General features: G+C 67.8%; 15 protein-coding genes, 1 tRNA gene and 1 pseudogene. 8 read left to right on the forward strand and 9 right to left on the reverse strand.

The genetic code is table 11. The annotated features are described in order from the left end of the window. Nucleotides 1-407 precede the first annotated feature (407 nt). A complete protein-coding gene (locus MOX02_RS12375) occupies nt 408-1,571 on the reverse strand; it encodes an acetyl-CoA C-acyltransferase (protein WP_147026100.1) in 1,164 nt (387 codons plus the stop codon). 109 nt (nt 1,572-1,680) lie between these two features. Next, on the reverse strand, nt 1,681-3,396 hold the full coding sequence (locus MOX02_RS12380; protein WP_147026101.1) for an AMP-binding protein: 1,716 nt from the start codon (nt 3,394-3,396) through the stop codon (nt 1,681-1,683). Between the two features lie 395 nt (nt 3,397-3,791). Between MOX02_RS12380 and MOX02_RS12385 the strand changes: the two genes are divergently transcribed. Beyond that, the gene (locus MOX02_RS12385; protein ID WP_147026102.1) at nt 3,792-4,040 is read left to right on the forward strand and encodes a hypothetical protein; all 249 of its coding nucleotides are present in this window, start codon (nt 3,792-3,794) and stop codon (nt 4,038-4,040) included. Between the two features lie 11 nt (nt 4,041-4,051). Continuing rightward, complete coding sequence (locus MOX02_RS12390) at nt 4,052-4,429, forward strand: hypothetical protein (RefSeq protein ID WP_147026103.1); 378 nt, start codon at nt 4,052-4,054, stop codon at nt 4,427-4,429. A 197-nt stretch (nt 4,430-4,626) separates the two neighbouring features. Here MOX02_RS12390 and MOX02_RS12395 read toward each other — a convergent pair. Beyond that, nucleotides 4,627-5,171 (reverse strand): annotated as a pseudogene (locus MOX02_RS12395) (transposase); the annotation flags it as partial. Nucleotides 5,172-6,790: 1,619 nt separating this feature from the next. Between MOX02_RS12395 and MOX02_RS12400 the strand changes: the two are divergent. Beyond that, nucleotides 6,791-7,069: a hypothetical protein gene (locus MOX02_RS12400; protein WP_147026104.1), complete on the forward strand. Its 279-nt coding sequence runs from the start codon at nt 6,791-6,793 to the stop codon at nt 7,067-7,069. Next, complete coding sequence (locus MOX02_RS12405; protein WP_147026105.1) at nt 7,066-8,652, forward strand: DUF3987 domain-containing protein; 1,587 nt, start codon at nt 7,066-7,068, stop codon at nt 8,650-8,652. The genes MOX02_RS12400 and MOX02_RS12405 overlap by 4 nt, the downstream gene beginning before the upstream one ends. A 298-nt stretch (nt 8,653-8,950) precedes the next feature. On the opposite strand, the gene MOX02_RS12410 is transcribed toward MOX02_RS12405, so the two are convergent. Both MOX02_RS12410 and MOX02_RS12415 read right to left on the reverse strand, forming a co-directional pair. After that, nucleotides 8,951-9,026, reverse strand: a tRNA-Lys gene (locus MOX02_RS12410). Nucleotides 9,027-9,167: 141 nt separating this feature from the next. Further along, entirely contained in the window at nt 9,168-10,733 is a 1,566-nt protein-coding gene (locus MOX02_RS12415; protein WP_147026106.1) for a 2-isopropylmalate synthase, read from the reverse strand. Nucleotides 10,734-11,244: 511 nt separating this feature from the next. Here MOX02_RS12415 and MOX02_RS12420 point away from each other — a divergent pair. Continuing rightward, nucleotides 11,245-11,727: an SRPBCC family protein gene (locus tag MOX02_RS12420; RefSeq protein WP_147026107.1), complete on the forward strand. Its 483-nt coding sequence runs from the start codon at nt 11,245-11,247 to the stop codon at nt 11,725-11,727. A 98-nt stretch (nt 11,728-11,825) separates the two neighbouring features. Then, a complete protein-coding gene (locus MOX02_RS12425; RefSeq protein ID WP_147026108.1) occupies nt 11,826-12,161 on the forward strand; it encodes a hypothetical protein in 336 nt (111 codons plus the stop codon). Here MOX02_RS12425 and MOX02_RS12430 read toward each other — a convergent pair. The 3 genes from MOX02_RS12430 to pdxY all read right to left on the reverse strand — a co-directional run bounded on the left by MOX02_RS12430 (nt 12,152) and on the right by pdxY (nt 14,718). Next, a complete protein-coding gene (locus MOX02_RS12430) occupies nt 12,152-12,898 on the reverse strand; it encodes an NUDIX hydrolase (RefSeq protein WP_147026109.1) in 747 nt (248 codons plus the stop codon). The genes MOX02_RS12425 and MOX02_RS12430 overlap by 10 nt on opposite strands. Then, nucleotides 12,891-13,796, reverse strand: a complete 906-nt coding sequence (locus MOX02_RS12435) for a PhzF family phenazine biosynthesis protein (RefSeq protein WP_147026110.1) — start codon at nt 13,794-13,796, stop codon at nt 12,891-12,893. Before MOX02_RS12435 ends, MOX02_RS12430 begins: the two co-directional genes overlap by 8 nt. A gap of 73 nt (nt 13,797-13,869) precedes the next feature. Further along, nucleotides 13,870-14,718, reverse strand: a complete 849-nt coding sequence (pdxY, locus tag MOX02_RS12440; protein WP_147026111.1) for a pyridoxal kinase PdxY — start codon at nt 14,716-14,718, stop codon at nt 13,870-13,872. Nucleotides 14,719-14,882: 164 nt separating this feature from the next. Here pdxY and MOX02_RS12445 point away from each other — a divergent pair, with 164 nt between their 5' ends. Next, a complete protein-coding gene (locus MOX02_RS12445; protein WP_147026112.1) occupies nt 14,883-15,404 on the forward strand; it encodes a DedA family protein in 522 nt (173 codons plus the stop codon). Between the two features lie 107 nt (nt 15,405-15,511). Next, entirely contained in the window at nt 15,512-16,045 is a 534-nt protein-coding gene (locus MOX02_RS12450; RefSeq protein ID WP_147026113.1) for an MmcB family DNA repair protein, read from the forward strand. Between the two features lie 12 nt (nt 16,046-16,057). Here MOX02_RS12450 and MOX02_RS12455 read toward each other — a convergent pair whose 3' ends face one another. Continuing rightward, nucleotides 16,058-16,927 (reverse strand): NAD(P)-dependent oxidoreductase, encoded by an 870-nt coding sequence (locus MOX02_RS12455; RefSeq protein ID WP_147026114.1) that lies wholly within the window; start codon nt 16,925-16,927, stop codon nt 16,058-16,060. Nucleotides 16,928-16,935: the final 8 nt, after the last annotated feature.

The raw sequence follows: 16,935 nt of genomic DNA on the forward strand, positions 1-16,935 counted from the left end.
ACCGCACGTCCAGCAAGGCAGGTCGGAGCGCGTGTGGCTCTGCGGTGCTCGCGCATAAGCGAAACTATAAGCTCTGGTCGCTGAATCCTCCGAGCGCAAAAGACGTATGCCCAAACGAGCAGCGATCGGACCGAAACCGTAGCTGAGGGTGAACCGGAGCTACAGCCAAACGGCGCGCTGAACGATATCGCGCGAGAAGCGGTAGCCGGCGTAAGAGGGCGCGCTCATCCCTTCCGGCTACGGTGCTCGATCAGCCGCGGCAACCGGGACGCCGCCCGATGTGACGAGCCCAGACTGCTCCCCGCCTGATGCAGTAGCCTCGCACCTGACCCGGTCCAAAAGACCGGACAGGTCAGCTGCACTGGCCGCGATGCGTTGAACCTTCACGCGCCCAAGATCAGACTTGGTCAGATACGTTCGACTGCGAGCGCCGTAGCCTCGCCGCCACCAATGCAGAGCGAGGCGATGCCCCGGCGTCCGCCAGTGCGAGCGAGGGCCGCTAGCAAGGTCACGATAATCCGCGCGCCGGACGCGCCGATCGGATGGCCGAGGGCGCAGGCGCCTCCGTGGACGTTGACCTTGTCGTTCGGCAGGCCAAGATCGCGCATCGCCGCCATGACGACGACGGCGAAGGCCTCGTTGATCTCGAAGAGGTCCACGTCGTTGAGGGACCAGCCCACTTTCTCGGTCAGCTTGCCGATCGCGCCGATCGGGGCCGTCGAGAACCAAGCCGGAGCCGCGGCGTGGCTGGCGTGACCACGGATAACCGCAAGTGGAGCGTGGCCACAGCGTTCGGCCGCTGACATCCGCATGAGCACGAGTGCGGCCGCGCCATCGGAGATCGACGAGGCGTTCGCCGCCGTCACGGTTCCGTCTGGACGGAACGCGGGCTTCAGAGTCGGGATCTTGTCCGGCCTGGCCTTGCGCGGGCCCTCGTCCGAACGCACCTCCGCGCCGACTGGAACGATCTCGCCGTCGAAGGCACCGGCTTCCGCAGCACGGTTGGCGCGGGCCAGCGATTCCAGTGCGTAGGCGTCCTGCGCGTCCCGGGTAAACTGATAGCGTTGCGCCGTGTCCTCCGCGAATGTGCCCATGAGACGATTGCGGTCGTAGGCATCTTCAAGGCCGTCGAGGAACATGTGGTCGAGGACACGGCCGTGACCAAGGCGCTGGCCTGTGCGCGCCTTATCGAGGAGGTAGGGCGCATTCGACATCGACTCCATGCCGCCCGCGGCCACCACGTCGGCTGAGCCTGCCGCGATCATGTCGTGGCCGAGCATGACCGCTTTCATGCCGGAGCCGCAGACCTTGTTGAGGGTCGAACAAGGGGTGGCGTCCGAGATGCCCGCCCCAAGCGCTGCCTGCCGCGCCGGCGCTTGCCCGAGACCGCCGGTCAGGACGCAGCCCATTACGACTTCCGAGACAGCGTCGCCCCCGAGGCCAGCGCGTTCCACCGCGGCGCGGATCGCGACGGCTCCGAGTTCCGTGGCGGTGAGGGCTTTCAGCTCGCCCTGAAACGCACCCATCGGGGTGCGCGCGGCACTTGCCACGACGATCGGATCTACCTGCATCACTGAAATCCTCTTAGCAATACGCCATTCCGCTGAGCCGGCGGGTAGCTTCCTGCCCACCAGCAACCGAGCTCCATCGGCATGGCGGCGGTGGTTCCAGGAGCGGAGTTCAGGTCGTGGTCGCGGCGGCTCTTGCTGCGGCCCGGGCAAGCTCCTGATTGCGTAGGATGAACCGCTGCAACTTGCCGCTCGGGGTCTTGGGCAGGCTGTCGACGAACTCAATCTCGCGTGGGTAGCAGTGCGCCGACAGGCGCTCCTTCACAAAGCCCTGGATCGACTTCATCAGGGCTGCGTCCGGTTGGATGCCGGCTTTCAGGACGACGAAGGCCTTCACGAGCTCTGTCCGCTCTGGGTCGGGCTTGCCGACGACCGCGGACTCCGCGACGGCCGGATGCTCGATCAGCGCACTCTCGACTTCGAACGGGCCGATCCGGTAGCCCGCTGAGTTGATCAGGTCGTCCGACCGGCCCACGAAGGAGATGCTGTCATCCGGGTTAAGTTCGACGGTATCTCCGGTCAGGTAGTAGTTGCCGACGAAGGCTGAGGTCGCGCGCTGCCAGTAGCCCGAGAACCACATCAGCGGTGAGCGTGTCCGGTCGAGTGCCAGGATGCCCGGCTCACCCGGCCCGAGTTCCCTGCCCTCGGGCCCGACCACCACGACCCGGTGGCCAGGGATGGCGAAGCCGGCGGAGCCAAGTCGGACGGGATGGGTCAGTGCGTGATGGTTGCAGAGGACCATCCCGAGTTCCGTTTGGCCGTAATGGTCGTGGATGGTCGTGCCTAGGTGCTCCGCAAACCAGCGGATGATCTCGGGGTTGAGCGGTTCGCCTGCGCTGCTGACAGCCCGCAGCTGCCCCACGATCGCCTTCGCGGCTGCGGGCCCAGCCGCGATCAGGAACCGGAACGCGGTGGGAGAGCCTGCGAGATTGGTGATGCCGAGCCGTTTGATCGTTCGGTACGTGTCCTCGACCGTGAAGGAGCCGTTGTAGAACGTCGTCGTGAACCCCATCGCGAGCGGACCGGTGACGGCGTAGTACAAGCCGTACGCCCAGCCCGGGTCGGCCAGATTCCAGAACCGTTCGTCCTGTCGGAGCCCCACGGCATCCCGCATGTAGCCGACGAATGCTACGATGGCCTTCAGCGGGACGAGCAAGGGCTTGGCGGGGCCAGTCGTTCCAGAGGTGAACATGATCAGGAACGGATCTTCCGCGCTGCAGGGAACTGGCGCGGCGTCACCACGCTCGGCTTCCAGCGCGGCCCAGAAATCCAAGTCGTCGCTTTCTCTCCCGACGCCGACGGTGATGATTGTGCAGAGCTCTGCGATACCTGAAGCCTTGGCGCGGTTGGCGCCGTCCGTCACGACGATCTTCGTGCCGGCATCGCTCACGCGCTGCTCGATGGCTTTTGGACCAAAGGCGGTGAACAGGGGCTGGTAGACGGCCCCGAGCCGCCACGTAGCCAAGACCGTGATCAGCAACTCCGGTGTGCGCGGGAGCAGTCCAGCAACTCGGTCGCCCTTCTGCACGCCGAGCTTGGCGAGAACGGCTGCAAACTTGGCGGCCTGGATCGAGAGCGTGGCGAAGGTGATTTCCTGAACAGCCTCGTCCGGTCCGCAGTACCGAAGCGCGATGCGTCCGGAGTCGCTTGAGTGGCGGTCGCAGCAGGTGTGGCAGGCATTCACCTGCTCGGCCCCTTCCGGAAAGATTGCGAAGAAGGCGGCCTCGTAGTCGAAGCTAGACACCGCACGATCATAGTCGGCCCGTCTACAAAAAGCTGACCCGCTCTCTCCCGGGGCAAGACTTCCGTCGGCCAAAGGGTAGCTCATCCCCGCTCCTCCCAAGCTTGCCGGTCGCGCCCATTCAGGCTGCGTTGCCTGATCTTGAGGCCGGAGAGGAGCTTGCTCAATAACAGTCTGACGGCGTGCATCTCAAGAACAAGACCGGCGACGCACGTTCCGACGAGATAACCGCCTCAAGTTAGCCCCGGATCGGAACGGTCTTGTCCGAACCGGCGAACAGGACTGTGGGTCAGCAGCAGGGCGCTGAAATGACTGCGAACTGAGCGGTTGGCGCTCGTCGAAGCGGGCTGAGTTCGCACATCGGCTCGCCTTGGCCGATGACCGCCAAACCGAACTCGGTTTTAGCCAAGCCGAGATCGGCCGCAGCCTCGCCAGTCCGTCCTACACACCGCTCGTCAGCAACGACGAACGGAAAACACCAAATGTCACGCATTACCCGCACCGACTTCAACGAGTACCGGATGGCGCTGCTTGCTGCAGGACCGGGTTTCACCCCGCCTCCGGCGATCCTGCTGGGGACCTGCCCTCCGCCGGCACAGCCCTCGCGTGCTCCTGCGGACGAGACTCCCGCCGAGACGCGGCCGCTGGCTGACCATGTCAACGCACCCGAGGCAATCGCCACCTCCCGAACCTCGCTCCATCCCTCGCTGCCCGTCCAGCCCGCCGCCTGAGAGACACTTTGATGCCAACTGACATTTCGGACCTGATCCTGCGACAGGCCATCTCTGACACATACGACGATGCGATCGCATACTTTAAGCTTAGATCGGAGTCAGCTAGCAGCAGCCACGAGAAATTGCTGGCAACATTGCAGGCAAAAGAATTTGCAACAGGAAAATTAATGCTCGATATACTCATTGACCAAGATGGCGAGACCTTCATGGGTCCAGCGGCGGCGAACACAGTCATCCAGAGCCTCGCGAATATCTTGGAGGTGCTCGATAGGAAACAGTTTCCGCTGACGTGCTGGCGCGCATTGGACGTGATGATGCTGAGTCAGACGGCGCCTTGCATTTGTGAAGAAGGATTTAAATCCGAACCATTGCCTGTTTTACATTAGGGTGACGCACGGGCAAATTGCGCTATATTCGGTGGCGGGAGTTGCTCCCGCCCCGGTTGCGCATGGGCAGCTGTGCGTTTGAGAGCAAGCCAGAGGACCAAGCTCGTGCGCAGGCTACGGGAGCATGTGGCGCCTTCAGCTTCGCGAAGGAGCCTTTGTTTCAACTGCAGATCAGACAGAAGCGCCGGAGGAGCAGCGGCCTTGGACGGGCCGATATGCAGGCCAACGATCTCGCGCCGGCCTTCGGTGTCGACCGCGACGGCGACTATGGCAGCGACAGAGACGATGCGACCGCCCTCGCGCACCTTCAGGTAGGTGGCATCGAGCCAGAGATAGGGCCACGCGCCCGAGAGCGGACGCGTCAGGAAGGCGCTCACGCGTTCGTCGATCTCCATGCATAGCTTCGACACCGAGGACTTGGAGATGCCCGACAGGCCCATGGCCTGCACGAGGTCGTCCACGCGCCGAGTCGAGACGCCGGCGATCCGCGCCTCCTGGATCACGGCGACCAGCGCCTTCTCCACCGTGCGGCGCGGCTCCAGGAAGCCCGGGAAGTAGCTGCCGGTCCGAAGCTGAGGAATCTTCAGGTTGAGTGAGCCGAGCCGTGTGTCGACGCTGCGCTCGTAGCGACCGGCGCCGACCGGTCCCTTCACGTCGGCCTCCATCAGGATCTGCAGGACCGTCTCGGCGAGTGAGGGCAGGAAGTTGCCTTCCTCGGCTCATCTCGCGATGCCTCGAACAGTGCCGCTCTGTCGCCGGCCCCGATGACCACACCAATCTACACCGCAGCAGGCCTGGAGACTGCACCTCATCCGTGGACGCAACCAGTGAGTTGAGTCCGACCACTGCCGCCGCGCCCCGATGTTGAGCTCAAGGCGCGCTTCCTGCCAGGCGAGTTCGGCACTTGAGCGGCGCACGACCCTCGATGCGATCTGATCCGGGCTCCGGGTGAGATCGGTGCACAGCCGCATGGCGGATAAGCACCCAGCAGATTGGAGCGAATGGCAAGTCCGATCCGTCCTTGGCATTCCGAAGTGTTGTGAGCTGACTCGTGCCCCGCAGGCCAAGGTTGGCCGCGCGCGCGATCTGCCCCTTAGCCTTCCGCAGCCACTGCAAGCTTGCTGTGGCAGTGAATACTAGTTGCGAGCGACCGTTTCGCTCGGATGTTGTGCGGAGTGTGGTCGACGACTATGAAGTGATGAAGGCAGCTGAAGTAGATCCCGCAATCCCGAACGTCTTTTATGTTTCGTGTGCCTCAAGAGATATTGCCTTAATCATCAGAAAAGCGCCCAGCGCTTGAAATTTCCTGCCAGAAATCGGTAACGGTATTTACCTTACGAATTGTGCCAGGAGGGCACCCCTTCTTGGCGTCCAGCGGCAGCCTTCTGGTAAGCACAAGTATATGTCAAGCTTTGTGTGTCAATAAGGACTGGTACATGAAAGGGGCTAATTCCTGGCTTTGACGACTAATTCCTGGCGTCGGCGGCTAATTCCTGGCGCTCTCGTCGTGTGTATTGCGATGTACGATGTTGTTGCTTGACATCGCTAACGCTCGTCCTTTAAGTCAGTGCTCACGAGCCGGTCCGCCCGGCCTATGTGGAAAACTTGGATGGAGGGAAGCTAGGCGAAGTCGTCTCCGGATTAAGTTTTGCGTGTAAACTCGGAGTCGCCCCACTGATTAGGTATCTGCATGACGCTGTTCTTATGACTGCGGATGCGGAGTGCTTCCTGAAGTCCGAAGTTCTCGGCTTGAGTGAGGAGGGCGGCAGCTCCGCAGAGCAGCCGCTTGCGCTTCGATCGCTAAAAGCCTGACTGACGGGCGCCAGGTCGCGCACACGATCAGGCCGGTTAGGAAATTCAATAATGAAGAATACTGATGTTTATCTCACGTCCCGCCAGGTTCGAGAGCGGTTTGGTAATTGTTCCGAGATGGCGCTTTGGCGCTGGCGCCGCAGCGTAGCGCTGCGGTTTCCTCGCCCTCTTGTCATTAACGGCCGCATGCTTTGGAAATTGTCCGATCTCGAAGATTTTGAGAATAGGGAGGATTTTAGGCAGACGACCGATTAATATTCACGCCTGTTTAGTTCATTCTATGGTTTTCTGTTGCGCGAAGGTGCTCGGATTCTGCTCTCGTCGGCGCGATCAAGATCTCCAGGAATATTACTTTCCTACAGAGTGTCCACTGTGTGTGCTGCCTCCTCTAGATGAGCCCGCCGTGCTGGGCCAGCCATTGTCGGCCTCGGTACTCCGGCCTTGGACGGCGCTGCACTGATAGGGATGTGCTTATCCACGATCGCAGCATGATCTGCCGCACGTTTGCGGCCCCTCGGAGCTGCGTGTATACCTTCAAGGAGAGACGGCATGAATGAACCGGCTGCCTTTGGCACACCTCAGTTCTACCGCGACACTATTGCGGAAATAGCCCAGAAATCCGGTATCTACCTCGAGATTATCGAGAGGTATTGCGCAATCGGCAACGACGCCGGTCTCGACCATGCAATTCGTTGTCTGATCGCGACCGCTCGTGCGCAGGAAGGCATCTGCGCCGATTTGAAGGAGATGAAGGCCAAACATAAAGACCGAGAGACCCGAGACGGTCAGCCCGGCTCTCCCACCAAAACTCCGGAGGGGGGAGTATGAAGTTCGACCGCTCCGACGCTGAGCCGGAACGCTTCGACCCTCGCGCGGGTGATCCTTGGGGGGATCGAACCTCGTCGCCTAACGGCGCCACCGGCACGATTGGCGCAGGGTGGGGTGATCTTTGGTCAGATCCTGATCTGAGCCTGCTCGGAACAGGACGGCGCCCCGCGCCGTCATTCCCGCTCCATTTGCTCGGTCCGTGGAGAAACTGGTGCGAGCGGAAGGCTACGGGCGCCTCGGGCCCGGTCGATTATGTCGCCGTGGCCCTGCTCGCCAGCGCCGGCGCAGCCATCGCAAACGTGCGCTGGCCGCAGGCGGGCCCGAGCTGGTCGGAGCCGCCGTTGTTGTGGTGCGCTGAGGTTGGTCCCCCCTCGTCCTCAAAGTCGCCGAGCATTGATGCGGTGTCCAACCTCTTGCGATTCGCTGAGGATCGAATGGCCAGCAGCTTTGAGCAACTTCAGCAGGACCACGCCACGATCAAGCAGGCCAGCGCTGAGAAACGGGAGGCATGGAAGGTAGAGGTGAAGATCGCTGTGAAGCACGGCAGCCCATCGCCCGCGATGCCGCCCGACGCCCAAGAGCCGCCCGCTCCGGTTCGCCCTCGCATCCGGGTTGCTGACGCTACGGTCGAAGCTCTTGGAGCTTTGGCCAGCGGGCTACCTCGCGGGTTGTTGCTCGTTCGTGACGAACTGGCCGGCTGGCTTGGTGCATTGGATAAATACGGAGGCGCCGGAGCGGATCGCGCCTTTGCGATCGAGATGTATGGGGGACGCGCCCATGTTGTGGACCGGATGAAGAACCCCGAGCCGTTGCGCATCCGTCATCTTAGCATCGGCGTGCTCGGCGGCGTCCAGCCCGACAGGCTAGCAATGATCCTCAACAGTCCCGATGATGGACTCGCTTCGCGCCTGCTGTGGGCTTGGCCGGACACGCGGCCGGAGTTCACCCTGGCTCGCGGTGTAGATGACGACGGACCGATGCAGTCTGCCTTCGCCCGGCTCACCGAGCTTGTGCAGGCGGTTGACGAGTTCGGTCACCCAGTGCCTGTTCGGATCCCACTGACCGCTGAGGCAGAGGATCGCCTCGAAGCATTCGCCCGAGATGTGAGCCGGCGCTGTCACGAGGCCAGCGGCCTGCTTGCCGGCACGCTCGGGAAGGCGCGTGGACACGCTTTGCGGCTTTCCGCCGTACTGGAACACCTCTGGTGGTGCGGGGGGGCAGCCGCAGGCGAGCCCAAGGAGATCTCTCCGGAGGCAGTGACCGCAGCGGCCGACCTCCTCAATGCCTACTTCATTCCAATGGCGGAGCGCGTGTTTGGGGATGCTTCTATCCCGTTAGCCGAACAACGTGGAATGCTCCTCGCTAAATACCTTCGGCAGCAGCGCCTCACAGAGTTCAATGCCCGTGACGTTCGGCGGCAGATAGGAGGATTGCTGCGCGATGCCGCCCACATGGAGGCTGCCTGCGCCCTCCTCATCGAGGGCGGGCTCATCCGCAAGCACTTCACGCGGGCTGGAGACGGCAAGGGCCGAAAGGCCCTGAATTACGCCGTCCATCCTGCACTGAGCGCTGGCTCGCGTTGACAGGCACTACGACCAGAAAACTACGGCCCCCTGTGCTAATAGCGCCAATGGCATCGATAGCATTAATTCGAGCGCTACCGGCACCGTTGGCACAAAAGGTAACGAGGAACGATTGGTCCGCGGCGCATGGAGGTCCCATGCTCACCGCGGTCCGGGATGGGCTCGCTCACAGACACGGTACCGAAGCCTACCAATCGCTGCCACGGTCCCATATGGCATAACAAGTTGAAGTGTTACCTCAGGCGTTACCTAAGAAGGGCCGCCGCCAGCTTCGTTTGGCCTAACTCATTGAGATGATTGGTGGGCGCACTAGGGTTCGAACCTAGGACCCGCTGATTAAGAGTCAGCTGCTCTACCAACTGAGCTATGCGCCCTCATCGCCTGTTCGGCGATCCGCCGCGGCCACCAGTCCGCGGCGAGGTCGGGCTGATACCAAGGGCGCCCGGGGCTGTCCACCCCCGGCGCCCAAGATTCTTGGGCCCTGAAGATTCTTGGGCCCTGAAGATTCTTGGGCCCTATTCGGCCGCCGCATGCTGGGCATGCAGGCGCACCGCCGCCGCCGAGAGCTTGTTCAGCGCCGACAGGTAGGCCTTGGCCGAGGCGACGAGCGTGTCCGGGTCGGCGCCGCGGGCGGTCATCGAGCGCTCGCCGGCCTTGAGGCGCACCGAGACCTCGGCCTGGGCGTCCGTGCCCTCGGTCACGGCGTGGACCTGGTAGAGCTCCAGCTGCGCCTCGTGCGGCACCAGCGCCTTGATGCAGTTGAACACCGCGTCCACGGGGCCGTTGCCGTCCGCCTCCTCGGTGAAGGTGCGCCCGTCCATGTCGATCTTCATGGTGGCGCGCTGCGGCCCGCGGGTCCCCGCGATGACCGAGAGCGAGACGAGGCGGATGCGGTCGTGCGCCGTGGCGAGGTTCTCGTCCACCAGCGCCTCGATGTCCTCGTCGTAGACGTGCTTCTTGCGGTCGGCGAGCGCCTTGAAGCGCTCGAACACGTCCTGGAACTGGTTCTCGGCCAGGTGCAGGCCGAGCTCGTCGAGCTTCGAGCGGAAGGCGGCCCGGCCCGAGTGCTTGCCCATCACCAGCGAGGTCTTGCTGACGCCGACGGAGGCCGGCGTCATGATCTCGTAGGTCTCGGTGTGCTTGAGCATCCCGTCCTGGTGGATGCCGCTCTCGTGCGCGAAGGCGTTCCGGCCGACGATGGCCTTGTTGTACTGCACGGGGAAGTTCGTCGCGTGGCTGACGAGCTTCGAGGCGCGGGTCAGCATCGTGGCCTCGATGCCGGTCTCGAAGGGCATCACGTCGCCGCGGGTGCGGATCGCCATGACGATCTCCTCCAGCGCCGCGTTGCCGGCCCGCTCGCCGATGCCGTTGACGGTGCACTCCACCTGCCGGGCGCCGCCCTCGACGCCGGCCAGCGAGTTCGCGATGGCGAGGCCGAGGTCGTCGTGGCAGTGGACCGAGAAGATCGCCCGGTCGGAATTCGGCACCCGGGCGCGCACCGCCTCGAACATGGCGCGGTACTCGGAGGGCGTGGCGTAGCCCACCGTGTCCGGCAGGTTGATGGTGGTGGCACCCGAGCGGATCGCCGCCTCGACGCAGCGGCAGAGATAGTCGATCGGCGTGCGGGTCGCGTCCATCGCCGACCACTCCACGTCCTCCACGAGGTCGCGGGCCTGGGCCACGGTGCGCAGGATGATCTCGAGGACCTCGTCCTGGCTCTTGCGCATCTGGTGCGCGAGGTGGATCGGCGAGGTGGAGACGAAGGTGTGGATGCGGCCGCGATGGGCGTGGCGCACCGCCTCGCCGGCCCGGGCGATATCGGCGGGGATCGCGCGGGCGAGGCCCGCGATGGTGGCGCGCTTGGCGCGCCGCGCGATCTCGGCCACCGCCTCGAAATCGCCGTTCGAGGCGATCGGGAAGCCCGCCTCGATGATGTCGACGCCCATCGCGTCGAGGAGCTCGGCCACCGCGAGCTTCTCCTCGAGCGTCATGGTGGCGCCGGGGCACTGCTCGCCGTCCCGCAGCGTGGTGTCGAAGATGAGAACGCGGTCCTTGACCGAGCCGGTCTGAGTCGTGGTCATGGAAGTCTCGCTTGCCCTGTCGCGGCGCGCCCCGCACGCGGCGGTCGGCGGCGCCCTCTCTGCCTGTCGTCTCGTGGTGCGCGTCCCCTGAGAGCCCAGGCGCGCGCCCGGACGGCCCTCAGGGGCGGGTAAGGAGAAGGCGGACGAGGCGCGCGCGCGACAGCGACGCTGCACGGGCAGCGCGGGCGGTCACAGGCGCGGAGCCGGCATGGGCCACGGCTCGTCTCTCCTCGCAGGACACGACGGGCGGACGCGATTCGCCAGGGAGCGCAGCTCGGTCCGGACGACGTACCTATCCCCCGCCCGCGCGAAAGACAAGACAACCGCGCGCGGCCGGCGGCGTGTCCCGGACGGTACGCTCCGCGACCGCCCCGAACGCGGACGTGAACGGCGCGCCCGCGCCATCGCAATCCGCGGGGCTGGCCGAAGCAACGGCGCCGCCTAGCTTCCCCGCCGCCGAGCCCGCCGGGGCGGGCGCCCCGAAACACGTGACACCAGGGATGGAAACCCCATGACGCGCGAGATCCTGCGGCCGCTGGCCCTGTCCGCCCTCCTGCTCGGCGCCGCGGCGCCCGCCCACGCCCTCGACGTGCAGAAGGCGACGACGATCGCCGCAGCCCCGGCCAAGGTCTGGCAGACGATCGGCGATTTCTGCGGCATCGGCACCTGGCACCCGGCCGTCGAGACCTGCACCCCGTCCGAGAAGGACGGCAAGGCGATCCGCACCCTCAAGCTGAAGGGCGGCGGCGCGATCGTGGAGGAGCAGACCTCCCGCGACGACAAGGTGATGTCCTACAGCTACGCGATCCTGGAGAGCCCGCTGCCGGTCTCGGACTACACCTCGACGCTCGCGGTGGCCCCGGAGGGCGCCGGCTCGAAGGTGACCTGGGAGGGTCGCTTCTCGGCCAAGGGCGTGCCGGACGCCGTCGCCAGGGACGTGATCGAGGGGATCTACGACGCCGGCCTCAAGGGGATCGCCGAGAAGGCGAAGTAGGCCGCCGCCGCGATTGACCGGCCGGGACGCGGGGGGCACAACCCGGATCCGCCAAGCTCGGCCGCACGGGCCGGCGGCGCGAACCGGGATGCCTCGCCGTGACAGCCTACCGCCCCTGCCTCGCCCTCGCCGGAGCCGCCCTCCTCGGCGGCCTCGCCGGCGCCTGCCAGCCGAAGGCCGCGGCCCCCGCCCCAGTCGCTGCGGCGACGCCCGCGCCGGTCGCGGTGCCGCCGGACGGGCCTGGCTGCGGACCCAGGATCGCGCGGACCCAGGCCGTGGTCGACAGCGACGTCGCCACCGGCAACCTCAACCAGCCGGTCGGCGCCCGCTTCAGCGCCGACCTCGCCCGCGCCTCCGCGGCCTGCGCCGCGGGCCGCGAGGGCGAGGCGCTGAGCCTGCTGGCCGCCGCCAAGGCCCGCTTCGGCTACCCCTGAGCCGCGCCGAGGCCGGGCGCGCGCGCGGCGAACCGGTCGGCCAGGAAGGCCCGCACGAAGCCCGGCATCCGCGCCCGGTCGATGTCGCCCGCGCCGCGGGCGACCACGATGCGGGCGAGCTCGGGCTCGGCCTCGCCCGCGCGGTGGCGCTCCATGCGCGCCCGCAAAGCCTCCGCGCTTTCCGGGAACGGGACGGGCCGCAGGAAGGCGAGCTGCCCCTCGCCGCGCAGCAGCACCCACGCCTCCGGCGCGCCCGGCGGCAGGGACAGGCCGGTCTCCTCGGCGAGCTCGCGCGCCGCCGAGCCCGCGAGGTCCACGGCCTCGCCGCGCAGGTCGTCCCGGTCCGGCGTGCCGCAGGGGAAGTAGATCTGGCCGGCATTGGCGGTGTGGCCGCCCATCTCCCCGAGGAGCACGGCGCCGTCCCGCGCCACCGGAACGACCGCCGCGAAGGCGTTGGCCACCCGCGCGTCCGGCGAGCCGGCGTCCCGGAAGGCGATGAAGCGCGCGTAGCGCGTCTCGAAGAATTCCGCCTCGCAGTGGCCGTCCGCGATCCGGACGCCGCAGGCGAGGAGCACCGGGCCGTCGAACAGGCCGGGCCGCTCGGCAAGGCGCCGCCGCCAGTTCTCCGCGACGAGGTCGGCGTTGTCGCGCGCCCAGGCCCACTCGAACGGGACGAGGCGGGCCGAGACGCAGCGCAGGCGCGCGAGGCTGAAGCCGAGCGGGGCCGCCTCAGGCAAGGAGCGCCCCCTCGCTGAGCAGCACGGCCGCGCCGCCGATCTCGGCCGAGCGCAGCGCGCCCGCCTCGACCACGAGCTGGAGCGCGATCTCGCTCGGCCGGCCCATGGCGACACCCTGGCGGATGACGACGTCGTGCTCGCCCGCCCCGAGGGGCTCGAACTGCATCAGCACGCCCGCGAAGGCCGCCGCCGCCGAGCCCGTCGCCGGATCCTCCGGCACGCCGAGATGGGGCGCGAACATCCGGGCCTGGAAGCGCGGGCCGAGCCCCTCCGGGTCCGGCGTGTAGAGGTAGAGCGGGTTCGTCTCGCCGAGCGCCGCCAGAGCGCCCATGTCGACGCGGGCGGCGTCGAGGCGCTCGCGGCTCGCCACCGGCACGAAGGTGAAGGGCACGCCCGCGTCGTGCCGGCTCGGCAGATGGGCCGCGAAGCCGATATCGCCCGGCGCGAGGCCGAGGGCGGCGGCGAGGCGGTCGGGCTCGGGGCCCTCGCCGAGGAAGGCGGGCAGGTTCGGGACCTTGAAGCGGGCCCGGCCCCGCCCCTCCCCGGCCTCGACCAAGCAGGGCACGGTGCCGATCCCCTCCTCCAGCCCGAAGGCGACGGCGTCGGCGCGCGCAGCCGCCGGCCGCCCATCCTCAAGCGCCAGCAGCACCGCCGTGCCGACCGTCGGGTGCCCGGCGAAGGGCAGTTCGCGGGCGGGGGTGAAGATGCGCAGGGACGCGCGGTGGCGCGGCTCGGCGGGCGGCAGCACGAACACGGTCTCCGAGAGGTTGAACTCGCGGGCGATGCGCTGCATCGCCGGCCCGTCGAGCCCCTCGGCGTCGAGCACCACGGCGAGCGGATTGCCGGCGTAGGGCTCCTCCGTGAACACGTCGAGGGTGACGAACCGGCGTCGGGTCATGGGCGTGCGTCCTGCTTTGCGGGAATCGGGGCGGCAACGCCGGACCGGGCGCGGCCGTTCGCGGGGCGCCGCATCACACGGGCTCGACCGGGAAGGTCTCGCTCGGGGCGACGAACTCGTCCTGCGCGGCGACCGTGAGGATCTCGCGCGAGCCCGCCTCCGCCGTGCGGCGCAGGAGCCCGTAGACCGAGGCCCCGGCCATGCCGAGGGCGATCGCCGCCGAGCCGGTGCGGGCGTAGTGCACGAAGAACAGGGCCGCGACGGCGTCGCCCGCCCCGTTCACGTCGAGGTGCAGGCGCGGGGTGCGCAGGCGCCAGACGGCGCCCCCCTCCCCGGCCAGGAGATCGATCGCGTCGCCCGGCGTCGCGTCCGTGACGAGCGAGGTCACCAGCACCACGCGCGGGCCCCGCGCCTGCAGGGCCGCGACCGCGCGCTTCGTCTCCTCCAGCGTGCCGGTGGGCAGGCCGGTGAGGAGGTTCAGCTCGAAGGCGTTCGGCGTGACGATGTCGGCCGAAGGCACCGCCCGGTCGCGCATCAGCTCCGCGATGCCGGGGCGGACGTAGACGCCCCGGTCGGTGTCCCCGATCACCGGGTCGCAGCAGTAGAGGGCGGACGGGTTGACGGCGCGCACCGCCGCCACCGCGGCGAGGATGGCGGTGCCGATGTCGGGCGAGCCCATGTAGCCGGAGAGCACGCCGTCGCAGGTGCCGAGCACCCCCCGTTCAGCGATGCCGGCGACGAGCTCCTCGATGGCCGGCCCGTCGAAGACCCGGCCCCGCCACGCGCCGTAGCCCGTGTGGTTCGAGAACTGCACGGTGTGGATCGGCCAGACCTCGACGCCGAGGCGCTGCATCGGGAAGACGGCGGAGGCGTTGCCGACGTGACCGTAGGCGACGTGCGACTGGATCGACAGGACCTTCACGGGAGGCGCCTCCCAACGCGACGCGGGAACGAACCCGCCCCTTAGCGCCTTTCGCAGGGCCGCGCACCCGCGCCCCCACGGCTTGCGCTCCGGAGGGCAGTCGCCACATCGGTGCGAACCGCCAAGCCGCACCCCGACCCGCCACCAAGCCCGCAAGGATCTCCATGGACTTCGAAGCCCTGCGCACCGCGACCCTCGGCTTCGTGGAGGCCCACAAGGCGTGGACGCCGCTGATCACCGGGCTTCTCGCCTTCTGCGAATCGATCGCCTTCCTGTCGCTGCTGGTGCCGGCGACGGTGATCCTGGTCGGGATCGGGGCGCTGATCGGCGCGGCCGACATCCCGTTCTGGCCGGTGGTGCTCGCCGCGGCGGTGGGCGCCTCGCTCGGCGACTGGATCTCCTACGAGTTCGGCCACTACTACAAGGACGGCGCCAAGCGGATGTGGCCGATGCGGAACCACCCCGAGATGGTGGCCAGGGCCGAGACGTTCCTGCACCGCTGGGGGGCGGGCGCCGTGGCGCTCGGCCGCTTCTTCGGCCCGGCCCGCGCCGTGGTGCCGCTGATCGCGGGGGTGTTCGGCGTCGAGCGGCTCCACTTCCAGATCGCCAACCTGAGCTCGGCCGTGGTCTGGGCCTTCGTGCTCTTGGCGCCGGGCGCCGGCCTGCTGACCTGGTTCCAGGGATAGGGCTCTCGGGCGGCCCTCCGCCCCGGGCCTGCGCGCGATCGATGCCTGCCGGGCGGTCCGCCTGCGGTGCGGGCGCCGCAGTGACAAGCCCCGTTCCGGCTGGTTCGATGGGCACGTCCCGATTCGGGACGGCTCACGCAGAACACGCCTTGTCCGCCTCCCTCTCCGCCGCCATCCTCTCGCTGCCGCCGGACCGCCGGCAATCGCCGACCGCAGCCGCCACGCAGCGGGGCGTGCGCCGCCTCTTCGCCGAGCTCGGCCAAGTGAGCCTGCCCGAGTTCTCCCTGGCGAACGGGCGCCGGGCCGACGTGATCGCGCTCTCGGCCTGCGGGAAGCTGACCATCGTCGAGATCAAGTCCAGCGTCGCCGACTTCCGGGCGGACAAGAAGTGGCCGGACTACCGGGACTACTGCGACCGCTTCTACTTCGCGATCCCCCACACTCTGCCCTGCGAGCTGATCCCCGAGGAGGCCGGCCTCATCGTCGCCGACGCCTTCGGCGGGGCGATCCTGCGCCAGCCCGAGGACCATCCGCTCAGCGGCGCCCGCCGCAAGGCGGTGACGCTGCGCTTCGCCCACAGCGCGGCGGGCCTGCTCCACGCCCTCGCCGACCCCGGCGCGGTGCGCGACGGGGCGCTCTGAGGCGGCGCCGGCTCAAGGCCGGCCGCTGCGCCGGGCCGCGACGCGGGCGAGCGCGGCGAGGTCCTTGTCGCCGTCGCCCATGGCGATGGCCTCGATGAGGTTGTCGCGCAGGGCGCTCGCGAAGGGCATCGGCACGCCGACCGCCTCGGCGGCGGCGAGCGCGAGGCGGATGTCCTTCGCCCCGAGGCGCAGGTTGAAGCCCGGCGGCTCGTAGCGGTCGGCGGCGATCGAGGCGCCGTAGCCCTTGTAGACGGGCGAGGCGAACAGGGTGTTGGTGAGGAGGTCGAGGAGGTCGGCGCCCGCCACCCCGTGCCCCTCGGCGAAGGCCGCCGCCTCCCCCATCGCCTCGATGGCCGAGACCAGCATGAAGTTGCCGGCGAGCTTCACGGCGTTCGCGCGCTCCGGCACCGGACCGAACGGCCAGGTCTTCGCGCCCATCGCGTCGAGGAGCGGGCCGGCCCGCCCCAGCGCCCCCGGATCGCCCGCCGCGACGATGTTGAGCGCGCCCTTCTCGGCCACGTCGGGCCGGCCGAAGACGGGGGCTGCGATGTAGGCCACGCCCGCGCGCTCGTGGATGGCGGCGAGGTCCCGCGCCAGCGCCACCGAGATCGTGCTCATGCTGAGGTGCAGCCCCGGCCGATCCGGCGCGTCGAGGAGCCCGCCCTCGACGATGACGGCGCGCAGGGCCGCGTCGTCGGCCAGCATGGTGACGGCCGCGTCCCCCGCGAACGCCTCGGCGGCGGTCGGGACCGGCCGCGCGCCCGCGACGGCCTGCGCCGCCTCCGGCGAGCGGTTCCAGACCCGCACCGTGTGGCCCGCCCGCACGAGGCAGGCGGCCAAGGCCCGGCCCATGCGCCCGAGCCCGATGAAGCCGACATCCATGTCCGTCT

Origin of the sequence: Methylobacterium oxalidis, from assembly GCF_007992195.1 — a bacterium.
GTDB classification, from domain to species: domain Bacteria; phylum Pseudomonadota; class Alphaproteobacteria; order Rhizobiales; family Beijerinckiaceae; genus Methylobacterium; species Methylobacterium oxalidis.

What these genes read in the sequence shown, in the direction of transcription:
- MOX02_RS12375 (WP_147026100.1), bottom strand. Translation starts at nt 1,571, where the DNA reads ATGCAGGTAGATCCGATCGTCGTGGCAAGTGCCGCGCGCACCCCGATG.
- MOX02_RS12380 (WP_147026101.1), bottom strand. Translation starts at nt 3,396, where the DNA reads ATGAGCTACCCTTTGGCCGACGGAAGTCTTGCCCCGGGAGAGAGCGGG.
- MOX02_RS12385 (WP_147026102.1), top strand. Translation starts at nt 3,792, where the DNA reads ATGTCACGCATTACCCGCACCGACTTCAACGAGTACCGGATGGCGCTG.
- MOX02_RS12390 (WP_147026103.1), top strand. Translation starts at nt 4,052, where the DNA reads ATGCCAACTGACATTTCGGACCTGATCCTGCGACAGGCCATCTCTGAC.
- MOX02_RS12400 (WP_147026104.1), top strand. Translation starts at nt 6,791, where the DNA reads ATGAATGAACCGGCTGCCTTTGGCACACCTCAGTTCTACCGCGACACT.
- MOX02_RS12405 (WP_147026105.1), top strand. Translation starts at nt 7,066, where the DNA reads ATGAAGTTCGACCGCTCCGACGCTGAGCCGGAACGCTTCGACCCTCGC.
- MOX02_RS12415 (WP_147026106.1), bottom strand. Translation starts at nt 10,733, where the DNA reads ATGACCACGACTCAGACCGGCTCGGTCAAGGACCGCGTTCTCATCTTC.
- MOX02_RS12420 (WP_147026107.1), top strand. Translation starts at nt 11,245, where the DNA reads ATGACGCGCGAGATCCTGCGGCCGCTGGCCCTGTCCGCCCTCCTGCTC.
- MOX02_RS12435 (WP_147026110.1), bottom strand. Translation starts at nt 13,796, where the DNA reads ATGACCCGACGCCGGTTCGTCACCCTCGACGTGTTCACGGAGGAGCCC.
- MOX02_RS12445 (WP_147026112.1), top strand. Translation starts at nt 14,883, where the DNA reads ATGGACTTCGAAGCCCTGCGCACCGCGACCCTCGGCTTCGTGGAGGCC.
- MOX02_RS12450 (WP_147026113.1), top strand. Translation starts at nt 15,512, where the DNA reads ATGGGCACGTCCCGATTCGGGACGGCTCACGCAGAACACGCCTTGTCC.
- MOX02_RS12455 (WP_147026114.1), bottom strand. Translation starts at nt 16,927, where the DNA reads ATGGATGTCGGCTTCATCGGGCTCGGGCGCATGGGCCGGGCCTTGGCC.